Annotated in this window: 10 protein-coding genes; all 10 read left to right on the top strand. The window is 73.7% G+C overall.

Annotation, left to right across the window (positions count from 1 at the left end):
• The coding region (locus tag ACJ73U_RS43145) for a type I polyketide synthase (RefSeq protein ID WP_407783584.1) at window positions 1-6,088 on the top strand (6,088 nt) is incomplete at its 5' end.
• Between the two features lie 15 nt (window positions 6,089-6,103).
• Entirely contained in the window at window positions 6,104-6,880 is a 777-nt protein-coding gene (locus ACJ73U_RS43140) for an arylamine N-acetyltransferase (protein ID WP_407783583.1), read from the top strand.
• Between the two features lie 28 nt (window positions 6,881-6,908).
• Window positions 6,909-7,088: a hypothetical protein gene (locus ACJ73U_RS43135; protein ID WP_407783582.1), complete on the top strand. Its 180-nt coding sequence runs from the start codon at window positions 6,909-6,911 to the stop codon at window positions 7,086-7,088.
• Complete coding sequence (locus ACJ73U_RS43130; RefSeq protein ID WP_407783581.1) at window positions 7,085-8,146, top strand: 3-dehydroquinate synthase family protein; 1,062 nt, start codon at window positions 7,085-7,087, stop codon at window positions 8,144-8,146. The genes ACJ73U_RS43135 and ACJ73U_RS43130 overlap by 4 nt, the downstream gene beginning before the upstream one ends.
• Window positions 8,143-9,366: a 3-deoxy-7-phosphoheptulonate synthase gene (locus tag ACJ73U_RS43125; RefSeq protein ID WP_407783580.1), complete on the top strand. Its 1,224-nt coding sequence runs from the start codon at window positions 8,143-8,145 to the stop codon at window positions 9,364-9,366. Before ACJ73U_RS43130 ends, ACJ73U_RS43125 begins: the two co-directional genes overlap by 4 nt.
• On the top strand, window positions 9,363-10,208 hold the full coding sequence (locus ACJ73U_RS43120) for a shikimate dehydrogenase family protein (RefSeq protein ID WP_407783579.1): 846 nt from the start codon (window positions 9,363-9,365) through the stop codon (window positions 10,206-10,208). The genes ACJ73U_RS43125 and ACJ73U_RS43120 overlap by 4 nt, the downstream gene beginning before the upstream one ends.
• 74 nt (window positions 10,209-10,282) lie before the next feature.
• On the top strand, window positions 10,283-11,443 hold the full coding sequence (rifK, locus tag ACJ73U_RS43115; protein WP_407783578.1) for a 3-amino-5-hydroxybenzoate synthase: 1,161 nt from the start codon (window positions 10,283-10,285) through the stop codon (window positions 11,441-11,443).
• On the top strand, window positions 11,440-12,516 hold the full coding sequence (locus ACJ73U_RS43110; protein ID WP_407783577.1) for a Gfo/Idh/MocA family protein: 1,077 nt from the start codon (window positions 11,440-11,442) through the stop codon (window positions 12,514-12,516). Before rifK ends, ACJ73U_RS43110 begins: the two co-directional genes overlap by 4 nt.
• A gap of 11 nt (window positions 12,517-12,527) precedes the next feature.
• The gene (locus ACJ73U_RS43105) at window positions 12,528-13,226 is read left to right on the top strand and encodes an HAD-IA family hydrolase (RefSeq protein ID WP_407783576.1); all 699 of its coding nucleotides are present in this window, start codon (window positions 12,528-12,530) and stop codon (window positions 13,224-13,226) included.
• A 5-nt stretch (window positions 13,227-13,231) separates the two neighbouring features.
• On the top strand, window positions 13,232-13,838 hold a 607-nt coding region (locus ACJ73U_RS43100), incomplete at its 3' end, for an ROK family protein (RefSeq protein WP_407783575.1).

Below are 13,838 nucleotides of genomic sequence, written 5' to 3'. Positions count from 1 at the left end.
CGAGGTCGCCTTCCGGGAACTGGGCTTCGACTCGCTGGCCGCCGTGGAGCTGCGCAACCAGCTGCAGGCCGCCACCGGCCTGCGCCTGTCGGCGACCATGGCGTTCGACTACCCGAACGCCCTCGCGATGGCCGAGTACCTCAGCGAGCTGCTGGGCGATGTCCAACCGGCCCGATCGGCGCCCGGCCGCACGGTGAGCCGGGCCGATGCCGACACCGACCCGATCGCCATCGTCGGCATGGCCTGCCGATACCCCGGCGGGGTGAGTTCCCCGGAGGACCTCTGGACGCTGGTCGCCGAGGGCCGCGACGCGGTCAGCGGCTTCCCGTCCGACCGGGGCTGGGACCTGGACCGGTTCTTCGACCCGACCGGTGGACGTCCCAACACGACCTACACCGCCGAGGGCGGCTTCCTGCCCGACGCCGCCGACTTCGACGCCGAGTTCTTCGGGATCAGCCCGAACGAGGCCCTCATCATCGACCCCCAGCAGCGGCTGCTGCTGGAGTGCTCCTGGGAGGCGCTGGAGCGGGCCGGCATCGACCCCGCCTCGCTCAAGGGCAGCCAGACCGGCGTCTACGCCGGGCTGATGTACCACGACTACGGCATCGGGCCGGAGGCCGCCACCACCACCGGCGGCAGCCTGGTGTCCGGCCGGGTCGCCTACACGCTGGGCCTGGAGGGTCCGGCGTTGACGGTGGACACCGCGTGCTCCTCGTCCCTGGTCTCGCTGCACCTGGCGATGCAGGCGCTGCGCTCCGGTGAGTGCTCGATGGCGTTGGCCGGCGGGGTGACCGTGATGGCGAACCCCGGCACGTTCGTGGAGTTCTCCCGCCAGCGGGGCCTCGCCGTCGACGGCCGGTGCAAGGCGTACGCGGACGGCGCGGACGGCACCGGCTGGGGCGAGGGCGTCGGCGTGGTGGTGCTGGAGCGACTGTCGGTGGCGCGCGAGCGCGGGCACCGGGTGCTGGCGGTGCTGCGGGGCAGCGCGGTGAACTCCGACGGCGCGTCCAACGGCCTGACCGCCCCGAACGGCCCGTCGCAGCAACGGGTCATCCGCGCCGCGCTCGCGGGCGCCGGCCTCGCCGCGTCCGATGTGGACGTGGTGGAGGGACACGGCACGGGCACCGCGTTGGGTGACCCGATCGAGGCGCAGGCGCTGCTGGCCACCTACGGGCAGGACCGCGACCCGGATCGTCCGCTGTGGTTGGGCTCGGTGAAGTCGAACCTCGGCCATACGCAGTCGGCGGCGGGTGTGGCGGGCGTGATCAAGGTGGTGCAGGCGTTGCGCCACGGCGTCATGCCGCCGACCCTGCACGTGGACGCACCCACGAGCCAGGTGGACTGGTCGGCGGGCGCGGTCGAACTGCTGACCGAGGCCCGCGACTGGCCGCGCAACGGCCACCCGCGCCGGGCGGGTGTGTCCTCCTTCGGCATCAGCGGCACGAACGCCCACCTCATCATCGAGGAGGCCGACGAACTCACAGACCAGGTACAGGCCGACTCGCCGACGAGCGGCGCGAGCCAGTCGAGCGCCGTGAGTGGGTCGTCGGTGTCTGGGCTGGGTGAGCGGCGGTGGTCGGGAGTGGAGCGGGCTGGGGAGAGGAGTCGCCGGGAGCAGGCCGGCTCGCCGGCGGGCGGCGCGGGTCAATCGGGCGCTGCGGGTGGGCCGTTGGTGTCTGGGCTGGGTGAGCGGCGGTGGTCGGGAGTGGAGCGGGCTGGGGAGGAGAGTCGCCGGGAGCAGGCCGGGTCGCCGGCGGGCGGCGCGAGCCAATCGGGCGCCGTGCCGTTGGTCGTGTCGGCGCGGAGCGCCGGGTCGCTCGCGGGGCAGGCCGGGCGGCTCGCGACACTCCTGGCGGAGTCGGCGCGGCTGTCACCCGCGGCCGTGGCCGGGGCGCTGGTGTCCGGGCGGTCGGTGTTCGGTGAGCGCGCCGTGGTCGTGGCCGCGTCCCGCGAGGACGCCCTGGCCGGACTGACCGCGCTGGCGGACGGTGGCACCGCACCCAACCTCGTGACCGGCCGGGTCGCGGCTTCCGGTCTGCCCGGCAAGGTGGTGTGGGTGTTCCCGGGTCAGGGGACGCAGTGGGTGGGGATGGGTCGGGAGTTGTTGGATTCCTCTCCAGTGTTCGCGGATCGGGTCGCCGAGTGTGCTGCCGCGTTGGAGCGGTGGGTTGATTGGTCGCTGGTGGACGTGTTGCGTGGTGACGCCGAGCCTGAGCTGCTCGATCGGGTCGACGTGTTGCAGCCGGCGTGTTTTGCGGTGATGGTGGGGTTGGCGGCGGTGTGGTCGTCGGTGGGTGTGGTGCCGGATGCGGTGGTGGGGCATTCGCAGGGGGAGATCGCGGCGGCGTGTGTGGCGGGTGCGTTGTCGCTTGTGGACGCGGCGCGGGTGGTGGCGTTGCGGAGTCAGGCGATCGCCGCAAAGTTGTCCGGGCGCGGCGGCATGGCCTCGGTCGCGCTGTCCGCCGACGACGTGGCCGCCCGGCTGGTGCCGTGGGCGGGCCGGGTGGAGGTCGCCGCCGTCAACAGCCCGTCCTCGGTGGTGGTTGCCGGTGATGCCGAGGCGCTCGACGAGGTGCTGGAAACCCTGTCGGCCAACGAAGTTCGGGTGCGGCGGGTGGCCGTGGACTACGCGTCGCACACCCGCCACGTGGAGGACATCCGCGACACCCTCGCCGAAGCACTGGCGGGCATCGAGGCACACGTACCGGAGATCCCGTTCCTCTCGACCGTGACCGGCGAGTGGGTTCGGGACGCGGGTGTGCTCGACGGCGCCTACTGGTACCGGAACCTGCGTCATCAGGTGCGGTTCGGCCCTGCCGTCGCCGCCCTGCTCGATCAGGGGTACGGGGTGTTCGTGGAGGTGAGCGCGCACCCGGTGCTGGTCGCGCCGATCACCGAGAGCACCGAGGACACCGACGCGGTGGTCACCGGTTCCCTGCGGCGTGCCGACGGCGGGCCGCCGCGGCTGTTCACCGCCATGGCCGAGCTGTTCGTCCGCGGCGTCGCGGTGGACTGGCGCGCCGTTCTGCCTGCCCCGGCCGGGCGAGTGGACCTGCCCACCTACGCGTTCGACCACCGGCACTACTGGCTGCACGCGACCGAGGCCGCCACCGACGCCACCTCGCTGGGACTGGCCGGTGCCGACCACCCGATGCTCGGCGCGGTCGTGCACCTGCCGCAGTCCGACGGGCTCGTGTTCACCTCACGCCTGTCCCTGCGCACCCACCCGTGGCTCGCCGACCACGCGGTTCGGGGCGTGGTCATCGTCCCGGGCACCGGGCTGGTCGAGCTGGCCGTGCGCGCGGGCGACGAAGCCGGCTGCTCGGTCCTCGACGAGCTGGTGATCGAGGCGCCGCTGGTGGTGCCCCGGCACGGCGGCGTGCGCGTGCAGGTCGCACTCAGCGGCCCGGACGAGTTCGGCACGCGCACCGTCGACGTGTACTCCCAGCGCGAGGACTCGGACGGCTGGACTCGGCACGCCACCGGCGTGCTGACCGTCACCGGGCAGCCGGGCCACGGCAGCGGGTTCGACGGCGCCGCGTGGCCGCCGCCCGGCGCGGAACCGGTGGACATCGGCGCCGGCTACGAGCGGCTCGCGCAGGTCGGGTACGAGTACGGGACGACGTTCCAGGCCGTGCGGTCGGTGTGGCGACGCGACGGTGCCGAGGGCGGCGAACTCTTCGCCGAGGTCGCGTTGCCCGCGGACCGGCACGCCGACGCGGCCGGCTTCGGCATCCACCCGGCGTTGCTGGACGCGGCCCTGCACTCGACGCTCCTGAGCGCGGCGGCGGCCGGCGGCGACGGCGGTGGCGGTGGTGGCGACGGCAATGGCAGTGGCAGTGGCGGCCGTGGTGGTGGCGACGGCGCTGGTGCCGGTGGCGGCAGTGGCAGTGGCGCCGGAAGTGGCGGTCGCGCCAGCAACGGCAGTGGCGGTGGCGCCGGAAGGGGCGGTGGCGTCGGAAGGGGCGGTGGCGTCGGAAGGGGCGGTGGCGTCGGAAGGGGCGCCGGCGGTGGCAGTGGTGGCGCCGGCGGGGGAGGCGAGCAGGAACTGTCGCTGCCGTTCGCGTGGAACGGGTTGCGGCTGCACGCGGCCGGTGCCGCGGTGCTGCGGGTGCGGATCACCAGGCCCGAGCCCGGCGCGATGGCGCTGGAGGCCGTGGACGAGGCAGGTGGCCTCGTCGTCACGCTGGACTCGCTCGTGGGCAGGCCGGTGACCGGCGAACAGCTGGCCTCGGCGGCAGGCGCCCCCCGCGTCGACTCGTTGTTCCGCGTGGACTGGACCGCCTTGCCCACGGTCGCGGCGGCGCCCGCGCCGTCGTGGGTGCCGGTGGCCGACGCGGAAGGGGTGGCGACCCTGGCCGACGACGTGCTGTCCGGCGCGGCCGCCCCGGCCGCGGCGGTCCTGCCGGCGGCCGTCGGCGGCACGGTGCTAGAGCGGACCACCCACGTGCTGGACGCCGTCCAGTGCTGGCTCGCGGGCGGCGGGCTGGAGGAGACCCGCCTGGTGGTCGTGACCCGTGGCGCGGTACCCGCAGGCGACGGCGCGGTGACCGACCCCGCGGGCGCGGCAGTGTGGGGCCTGGTCCGGGCCGCACAGGCGGAGAACCCGGACCGAATCGTGCTGCTGGACCTCGACCCGGCCGGCGCCACCAATGCCATCGCTGGCGATGCGGTATTGGGTCTCGGTCGGGCCGGCGCCGCCGGTGCCGCCGGTGGCGATGCGGTGCTGGATCTCGACCCGGCCGGTAGTGGCGATGCCGTCGATCTCGACCCGGTGCTGGACCTCGGCCCGGCTGGCGCCGCCGATGCCATCGGTGGCGATGCGGCGTTGGGTCTCGATCGGGCCGCCGCCGACGGTGCCGCGGGCATCGACGCCGTGCTGGGTGCGGTACTGGCCTGCGGTGAGCCGCAGGTTGCCGTCCGTGGCGCGGTGTTGTCGGTGCCGCGGCTGGTCCGTGCCGCCGGTGTCGTGTCGGCTGCGCCGGTCTTCGGTTCGGAAGGGACGGTGTTGGTCACCGGCGGCACCGGGTCGCTCGGTGCGCTCGTGGCCCGGCACCTGGTCGCCCGGCACGGGGTGCGGCGGCTGGTGCTCGCCAGCAGGCGCGGTGCGGCGGCGGACGGCGCCGGGGACCTGGTCGCCGAGCTGACCGGGCAGGGCGCCACCGTGTCGGTCGTCGCCTGTGACGTGGGCGACCGGGAGCAGGTGGCCGTGCTGCTGGCCGAACACCGGCCCACCGCCGTGGTGCACACGGCCGGTGTCGCCGACGCCGGGGTGATCGGCACGGTGACCCCGGAGCGGCTGGCGGAGGTGTTCGCGCCGAAGGTGGACGCGGTGCGTCACCTCGACGAGCTGACCCGGGACGTGGACCTGGACGCGTTCGTCGTCTACTCGTCGGTTTCCGGTGTGTTCATGGGTGCGGGCAGCGGCGGCTACGCGGCCGCGAACGCGTACCTGGACGGGTTGATGGCGAGTCGTCGCACGGCGGGTCTGCCGGGGCTGTCGCTGGCGTGGGGCCTGTGGGAGCAGAGCACCGGCATGGCGGCGGGCACCGACGAGCTGGCGCGGTCCCGGATGAACCGGCGCGGGGGCCTGCTGCCGATGACACCCGCGGAGGGCATGGCGCTGTTCGACGCCGCCGTGGGGTCCGGGCAGGCGGTGCTCGTTCCGGCCAGGCTGGACCTGCGCGCGGTGGCGGGCACCGAGGTGCCGCACATGCTGCGGGGCCTGGTCCGGGCGGGTCGGCAGCAGGCGCACACCGCCGGCGCGGCCGACGAGCGCGGACTGGTCGAGCGGCTGGCCGGGCTGCCCGCCGAGGAAGCGACGCGGGTCCTGCTCGACCTGGTGCGCACGCAGGTGGCCGCGGTCCTCGGCTACCGCGACGGCCACGACATCGACGCGGACCAGGGGCTGTTCGAGCTGGGTTTCGACTCCCTCACCGCCATCGAGCTGCGCAACCGGCTCCGCGCCGTCACCGGCGAGAGGATCTCGCCCAACCTCGTCTTCGCCCATCCGACACCGGTCCTGATCGCCGCGCACCTGCACGAGCTGACGTGCGGCGAGGCGGCCCCGGTGGCGATCTCCGTATGAAAGAAGGGTGACGACGTGTTCGACGTGGACCACTACCTGCGGCGCATCGGCTGCGCCAGGCAGTCCGGTGTGGACATCGCGACGTTGCGGCAGCTGCAGCGGCGCCACCTCATGGCGATCCCCTACAGCAGCCTCGCCTACGACCTCGCCGACGGCCCGGACATCGTCGACCTCGACGACGACGCCATCTTCGACACGAGCGTCGCCGACGGCCGCGGCGGCGCCTGCTACCACCTGAACCGGCTGTTCCACCGGCTGCTGCGGGAACTGGGCTACGACGTCACGCTGGTCGCGGGCAGCACCGTGGAGGGCCGGGACAACTTCGGCACCGACGTCGAGCACATGTTCAACCGCGTCCTTCTCGACGGCGGTGACTGGCTCGTGGATGTCGGCTACCCGGGTCCGACCTATCTCGAGCCGCTGCCGGTCACCGACACGGTGCAGTCCCAGTACGGCAGCCAGTTCCGGTTGGTCGCCGAGGAGAACGGGTTCGCGCTGCAACGCAGGGGAGCGGCCACCCGCTGGGGTGTCGTCTACACCTTCACGACGAAAGCCCGCCAGTGGAGCGACTGGAAGGAACTGGAGGACAACTTCCGGGAACTCCTCGCGAACTCGGAGCGGACCGACACCCAGGAGGTTCTGTGCGGCCGGGCCGTCGAGGACGGTCAGGTCTTCATGCGACAGCGCCGCTACCTCACCGTCCGAAACGGCCGGGAGCAGGTGCGCACGATCACCGACGACGACGAGCACCGGATGCTGCTGTCCCGCATCCTCACCGGCGACCTCGGTTGAGCGTTCGACCGCAACCAGAAGGGCAACGATGGAGAACGAGGAGCGTCTGTTCGTGTGGCTGGCCGACACCTGGCGGAGCGGGTTCTCGACGTGGGCCCGGTTCATGGGCTCGGTCTACGGCGGCGAGCCGATGGCGAAGGCCGAGGAGATCGCGTCCCTCGAGCAGGCGTACCAGAACTCGCCGGACACCGCGGAGCGGGAACCGTGAACACCAGGATCCCGGTCCGGCTGGGGGATCGTTCCTACGACGTCCTCGTCGGCCCGGGAGTACGCACGGCGCTCGCCGGCGTGGTTCGCGGACTGGGTGCCAGAAGGGCCGTCGTCGTGTCGGCCCGCCCGCCGGAGTGGGTGCCCGACACCGGGGTACCGACGCTGCTGTTGCCCGCGCGGGACGGTGAACAGGGCAAGACACTGTCCACAGTAGAGCAGCTGTGCGGCGAGTTCGTGCGGTTCGGGCTCACCCGCTCCGACGTCGTCGTGTCCTGCGGCGGCGGCACGACCACCGACGTCGTCGGGCTGGCGGCAGCGCTGTACCACCGGGGCGTGGCCGTGGTCCACCTGCCCACCTCGCTGCTCGCGCAGGTGGACGCCAGCGTCGGTGGCAAGACGGCGGTGAACCTGCCCGCGGGCAAGAACCTGGTCGGCGCGTTCTGGCAGCCGAGCGCGGTGCTGTGCGACACGGACTACCTGTCCACCCTGCCGCGGCGGGAGCTGCGCAACGGGCTCGGCGAGATCGCCCGCTGCCACTTCATCGGCGCACCCGGCCTGCGCGACCTGCCGCTCCCCGAACAGATCGCCGCGAGCGTGACCCTCAAGGCGGGCATCGTGGCCGAGGACGAACGCGACACCGGCGTGCGGCACCTGCTCAACTACGGCCACACGCTGGGCCACGCCCTGGAGATCGCGACCGGGTTCGCGCTGCGCCACGGCGAGGGCGTCGCCATCGGCACGGTCTTCGCCGGCCGGCTCGCCGGCGCGCTCGGCCGCATCGGACAGTCCAGAGTAGACGAGCACCTCGCGGTCGTCCGGCACTACGGGCTGCCCACCGCACTGCCCGCCGACGTGGACCCCGCGGTGCTCGTCCGCCAGATGCGCCGGGACAAGAAATCGGTCACCGGCCTCGGGTTCGTCCTCGACGGGCCCGCCGGCGCGGAGCTGGTGACCGACGTAGCCGAGGACGTGGTCACCCGCGTCCTCGCCGAGATGCCGCGGGCCGACCTGGCCGACCTCGTCGGGGCCGCCACGACCGGCCCGGTACCGGCATGAGCCGGTTGTCACAACGCACGTACCCGGTGGCGCGGCGGCTGGCCGAACAGCTGACCGCGGCGCTGGCCCTGCCCGCCGCGCAACAGCCGCACTGGCCGGACCCCGTGCGGGCCCGCGCCGTGGCCGGGCTCCTGCACCACGCCCGGCCGATCGTGACCCGGGACGAGACGGCCCGGCTGCACGACCGGCTCGCGACCGTCGCCAGGGGCGAGGCGTTCCTGCTGCAGGGCGGTGACTGCGCCGAGACCTTCGCCGACAACACCGAGTCGCACCTGCGGGCCAACCTGCGGGTGCTCCAGCGGATGGGCGAGGTGCTCGGCCGGGCGGCGGGCCGGCCGGTGGTCACGGTCGCCCGCATGGCCGGGCAGTACGCGAAGCCCCGTTCCCGGGCCGTCGACGCACTGGGACTGCCGGCCTACCGCGGCGACAGCGTCAACTCCGCCGAGCCGACACCGGCCGCGCGGCGCCCCGACCCGCACCGGATGCTGCGCGCGCACGCCAACGCCGCGGTCGCGATGGACGTGGTCCGCGGGGCCGGGGCCGGCGAGGTCTACGTCAGCCACGAGATGCTCCTGCTCGACTACGAGCGGGCCGTGCTGTCGGTGGACACCAGCGGCCCGGAGCCGCGGTTGTCCAGTGGGCTCGCGCACTTCCTGTGGATCGGCGAGCGCACCCGCCAGCTCGGCGGGGCGCACGTCGCGTTCGCGGAGCTGCTGTCCAACCCGATCGGCCTCAAGATCGGTCCGGACGTCACCCCGGAGCAGGCCGTCGAGTACGTGCGGCGCCTCGACCCGCACGGCACCCCGGGGCGGCTGACGCTGGTGAGCCGCATGGGGCACACACTCGTCCGCGAGCTACTCCCGCCGATCGTGGAGAAGGTCAGCGCGTCCGGGCACGAGGTGGTCTGGCAGTGCGACCCGATGCACGGCAACACCCGGACCTCCGCGAACGGGTACAAGACCCGGCACTTCGACCACGTGCTCGGCGAGCTCGCCGGGTTCTTCGAGGTGCACCGGCGGCTCGGCACCCACCCCGGCGGCATCCACGTCGAGGTGGCCGGCGAGGACGTGACCGAATGCCTCGGCGGCGCCGGCGGCATCACCGAGACCGACCTGCCGGCCCGCTACCGGACCGCGTGCGACCCGCGGCTCAACGCCGAGCAGTCGGTCGAGCTCGCCCACACCGTCGCGGAACTGCTGTGCGCCAGGGAAAGGCCATGAGAACACAGATCAGCGGCACCACCCGCCTGTACGTCGTCCTCGGTGACCCCGTGACCCAGGTGCAGTCGCCGGGGCTGATGAACCCGCTCTTCGCCCGGCTGGGCATCGACGCGGTCCTGGTTCCCGTGCACGCCAGGCCGGCACACCTCGCACAGGTCTTCGGCGGGCTGCGGTGCGCCGGCAACGTCGACGGCATCTTCGTCACGGTGCCGCACAAGGTGGCGGTCGTCGCGCTCGCCGACCGGCGCAGCCCGACGGTGGAGATCACCGGGAGCGCCAACGCGCTGCGGCGGGAGGCCGACGGCAGCTGGTACGCGGAGAACTTCGACGGGCTCGGCTTCGTGACCGGTCTCGTGGACGCGGGTCACAACCCGAAGGGCCGGCGGGTGGCGCTCGTCGGTGCGGGCGGCGCGGGGAGTGCGATCGCGGCCGCGCTGCTGGCGGCCGGCGCGGACCGGCTGTCGGTGTGCGACCCGGACACCGCGAAACTGGCCGGACTTCGCGCGCGCCTGGACGCGCACTGGCCGGATCGGACGGTCATCTCGGCCGAACCGCGGGTGGACGGCGCCGGCATCGTCGTGAACGCCACCCCGCTGGGGCTCCGGCCCGACGACCCGCTGCCGTTCCGGCCGGAGGCGCTGCCGTCCGGCATCGTGGTCGCCGACATCATCATGAAACCCCGCCAGACCCGCCTCCTGCGTGAAGCGGCGGCGCTCGGCCACCGTGTCCACTACGGAATCCACATGCTCGACGGACAACTGGACTCCTACCGCGCGTTCTTCGGGCTGGGGGACGACTACCAGATCGAGGGATGTGACGTTCCGGGCGCGGACCTACCGTGAAGTGGGAGGCAGAGGCCGTCGCCGTCCCACATCCGCCTTTTCCCGGTTGGACCAACGTGGAGATTCGGAGAGATATGAACGCGCGACAGGCGCCAGAGTTCCCCCCGTGGCCGCAGTACGACCAGTCCGAAAGGGACGGTCTGATCCGCGCGCTCGAACAGGGTCAGTGGTGGCGCATGGGGGGCAGCGAGGTCGACTCCTTCGAGCGGGAGTTCGCCGAGCACCACGGCGCGGAGCACGCGCTGGCGGTCACCAACGGGACGCACGCGCTCGAGCTCGCCCTCCAGTGCATGGGGGTGGGGCCGGGCACCGAGGTCATCGTGCCGGCCTTCACCTTCATCTCCTCCTCCCAGGCGGCCCAGCGGCTCGGCGCCGTCGCGGTCCCGGTCGACGTCCACCCGGACACCTACAACATCGACGTGGCCGCGGCCGCCGCGGCCGTCACCCCGCGCACCCGGGTGATCATGCCGGTGCACATGGCCGGGCTCATGGCGGACATGGACGCGCTCGCGAAGCTCTCCGCCGACACCGGCGTGCCACTGCTCCAGGACGCCGCGCACGCGCACGGCGCGCGCTGGCAGGGCAGGCGCGTCGGTGAGCTGGGCACCGTCGCGACGTTCAGCTTCCAGAACGGCAAGCTGATGACCGCGGGCGAGGGCGGCGCCGTGCTGTTCGGTGACACGGAGCTGTACGAGACGGCGTTCCTGCGCCACAGCTGCGGCCGGCCCCGGGACGACCGCCGCTACCACCACCGGATCGCCGGTTCCAACCTGCGGCTCAACGAGTTCTCGGCGTCGGTGCTGCGGGCGCAGCTGCGCCGCCTCGACGAGCAGATCGCGCTCCGCGACGAACGCTGGACCCTGCTGTCGCGGCTGCTCGGCGCCATCGACGGGGTCGTGCCCCAGGGCGGCGACGAGCGTGCCGACCGCAACTCCCACTACATGGCCATGTTCCGCGTCCCCGGGATCACCGAGGAGCGGCGCAACGCCCTGGTGGACCGGCTCGTCGACGCCGGCCTGCCCGCGTTCGCCGGCTTCCGCGCGATCTACCGCACGGACGCCTTCTGGGAGGTCGCCGCACCCGACGAGACCGTGGACGCGGTCGCGGCACGCTGCCCCAACACCGAGGCCATCAGCCGCGACAGCGTCTGGCTGCACCACCGGGTCCTGCTCGCGGGAGAGCCGGAGCTGCACGCCACCGCCGAGATCATCGCCGACACCCTGGCCGCCGCATGAGCCTTCGGGTCGCTCTGGTCGGGCTCGGCTGGGCCGGCCGGGAGCTGTGGTCACCCCTGCTGCGCGAGCACGCCGACTTCGAGGTGGTCGCCGCCGTCGACGCCGACCAGGCCTCGCGCACGGCGTTCCGGGAGGCGACGGGCGTCGCCGTGCACGCGGCGGTGGACGCGCTCAGCCCCCGGACCGTCGACCTGGCCGTGGTCGCCGTGCCCAACTACCTGCACGCCGAGGTGGCCGGGGCCCTGCTCGCCACCGGGATCTCCGTCTTCCTGGAGAAACCGGTGTGCCTGACCGCGGCCGAGGCCGACACCCTCGCGGCGGCCGAACGCAGCGGCGGCATGCTGCTGGCCGGCAGCGCCGCCCGGTACCGCGGCGACGTCGCCGCGTTGCGGCAGGTCATCCCGGAGCTGGGCGACATCCGGCACGTCGACCTCGGCTGGGTCCGGGCCCGCGGCGTGCCGAGGGCCGGCGGCTGGTTCACCCGGCGCGACAAGGCCGGCGGGGGAGCGCTGTTCGACCTCGGGTGGCACCTGCTCGACACCCTCGCGTTCCTGCTCGGCCCGGTCCGCTTCCCGCAGGTGGTCGGCGTGACCTCGGACGACTTCGTCAACGCCGGCGCCTGGCGCGCGGCGTGGCGGCGGGACGAGCCCGGCGCCGACGCCGCCGACGTGGAGGACACGGCGCGGGGGTTCCTGGTGCGCGACGACGGCGTCTCGGTCTCCCTGCGGGCCAGCTGGGCCTCGCACGCGGCGCGGGACGTGTCGTCGATCCTGGTCGAGGGCACCGCCGGCACCGCGGAGCTGCGGTGCACGTTCGGCTTCAGCCCCAACCGGGACCCCGAGCCCGTGCTGACGGTGACGCGCGAGGGCACCACCACCCGGCTCCCGGTGCCGGCCGAGCCGATCGGCGTCGAGTACCGCCGGCAGCTCGACGGCCTCGCCGCGCTGCTGGCCGACCCGGACAACCGCGGCAGGGCCATCACCGAGGCCCGCCCGATAGTCCGCATGATCGAGAGCTTCTACGCGTCGGCCCGCTCAGCGCGTGCGCGGCGCGCGGTGCCCGCCTACCAGTAGAGAGAGGCCCCATGGCAGTCCCGAGCGTCGAACGGCCAGACATCGCGACCGACACGCTCGCGCCGGTGCGGCACGCCGTCATCTTCGACCTGGACGGGGTCGTCGTCGACAGCTTCGCGGTGATGGGTGAGGCCTTCGCCATCGCCTACGCCGAAGTCGTCGGCGAGGGTCCGGCGCCGTTCGAGGAGTACCGGCGCCACCTGGGCCGCTACTTCCCGGACATCATGCGGATCATGGGCCTGCCGCTGGCGATGGAGGAGCCGTTCGTCCGCGAGAGCTACCGCCTCGCGGACCAGGTGACGGTCTTCGACGGCGTCCTCGAACTGCTGCTGACACTGCGGGTCCGCGGGCTGCGGCTCGCCATCGCCACCGGCAAGAGCGGGCCGAGGGCGCGCTCCCTGCTCGACAGGCTGGGCCTGCTCCCGTTCTTCGCACACGTGATCGGCTCCGACGAGGTCGCCAGGCCCAAGCCGGCCCCGGACATCGTGCGGCACGCGCTGGACCTGCTGGACGTGCCGGCCGAGCACGCCATCATGGTCGGCGACGCACCGACCGACCTGGTCAGCGCCCAGGGTGCCGGCGTCGCCTCGGCCGCCGCGCTGTGGGCGCCGCCCGACGACGTCGACGAGCTGCTCGCCGCCGGCCCCGACGTGGTGCTGCGCCGGCCGGCCGACCTGCTCGCCCTCTGCCCGTCGCTGCCCGGCCGCTGACCGGCGTGGCGCCGCCGCACTACCTCGGCGTCGACATCGGTGGCACGAAGGTCGCACTCCGCGTCGAGACCGACGCCGGATGCGTCGACGAGACCACGTTCACCTGGTCGCCGCCGCACAGCGCCGCCCGGGACCTCGCCCAGCTCACCGAGCACGTGGCGGCGCTGCGGGCGAGGCTCGGCGCACCGCTGCGGGCGGTGGGCGTCGCGATGCCGGGCACCGTCGGCCCGGACGGCCGGGTGAGCGCCTGGCCCAACCGTCCGGAGTGGACCGGCCTGGACCTGGACGCCGCACTGCGTCGGCTGTTCGGCGACGCCGTCGTGGCGTGGGCGGACGACGGTGACCTCGGCGCGCTCGCCGAGGCCCGGGCCGCGGCCTGCGACGACCTGCTCTACGTCGGTGTGGGCACCGGTGTCGGCGGCGGCCTCGTCCTGAACGGCGCGCCGTGCCCCGGACTCCGCCGCGGCTCGTTCGAGATCGGGCACGTGATCGTCGACTTGGGTGGCGCGCCGTGCGTCTGCGGCCGCCGGGGCTGCCTGCAGGCGCTCGCCTCCGGCCCGGCCACCCTGCGCCGCGCGGCACAGCTACGAGGCGCACCCACCACCGCCGGGG

Source organism: Actinophytocola sp., assembly GCF_045807065.1.
In the GTDB taxonomy this organism is placed as follows: Bacteria; Actinomycetota; Actinomycetes; order Mycobacteriales; family Pseudonocardiaceae; genus Actinophytocola.
The sequence above is the reverse complement of the archived record's forward strand: the minus strand, read 5'-3'. Positions and strand labels throughout refer to the sequence as shown.

Bases quoted from the DNA above. Each gene is read 5' to 3' on its own strand.
- ACJ73U_RS43135 (WP_407783582.1), top strand. From the start codon at position 6,909: ATGGAGAACGAGGAGCGTCTGTTCGTGTGGCTGGCCGACACCTGGCGG.
- ACJ73U_RS43125 (WP_407783580.1), top strand. From the start codon at position 8,143: ATGAGCCGGTTGTCACAACGCACGTACCCGGTGGCGCGGCGGCTGGCC.
- ACJ73U_RS43120 (WP_407783579.1), top strand. From the start codon at position 9,363: ATGAGAACACAGATCAGCGGCACCACCCGCCTGTACGTCGTCCTCGGT.
- rifK (WP_407783578.1), top strand. From the start codon at position 10,283: ATGAACGCGCGACAGGCGCCAGAGTTCCCCCCGTGGCCGCAGTACGAC.
- ACJ73U_RS43110 (WP_407783577.1), top strand. From the start codon at position 11,440: ATGAGCCTTCGGGTCGCTCTGGTCGGGCTCGGCTGGGCCGGCCGGGAG.
- ACJ73U_RS43105 (WP_407783576.1), top strand. From the start codon at position 12,528: ATGGCAGTCCCGAGCGTCGAACGGCCAGACATCGCGACCGACACGCTC.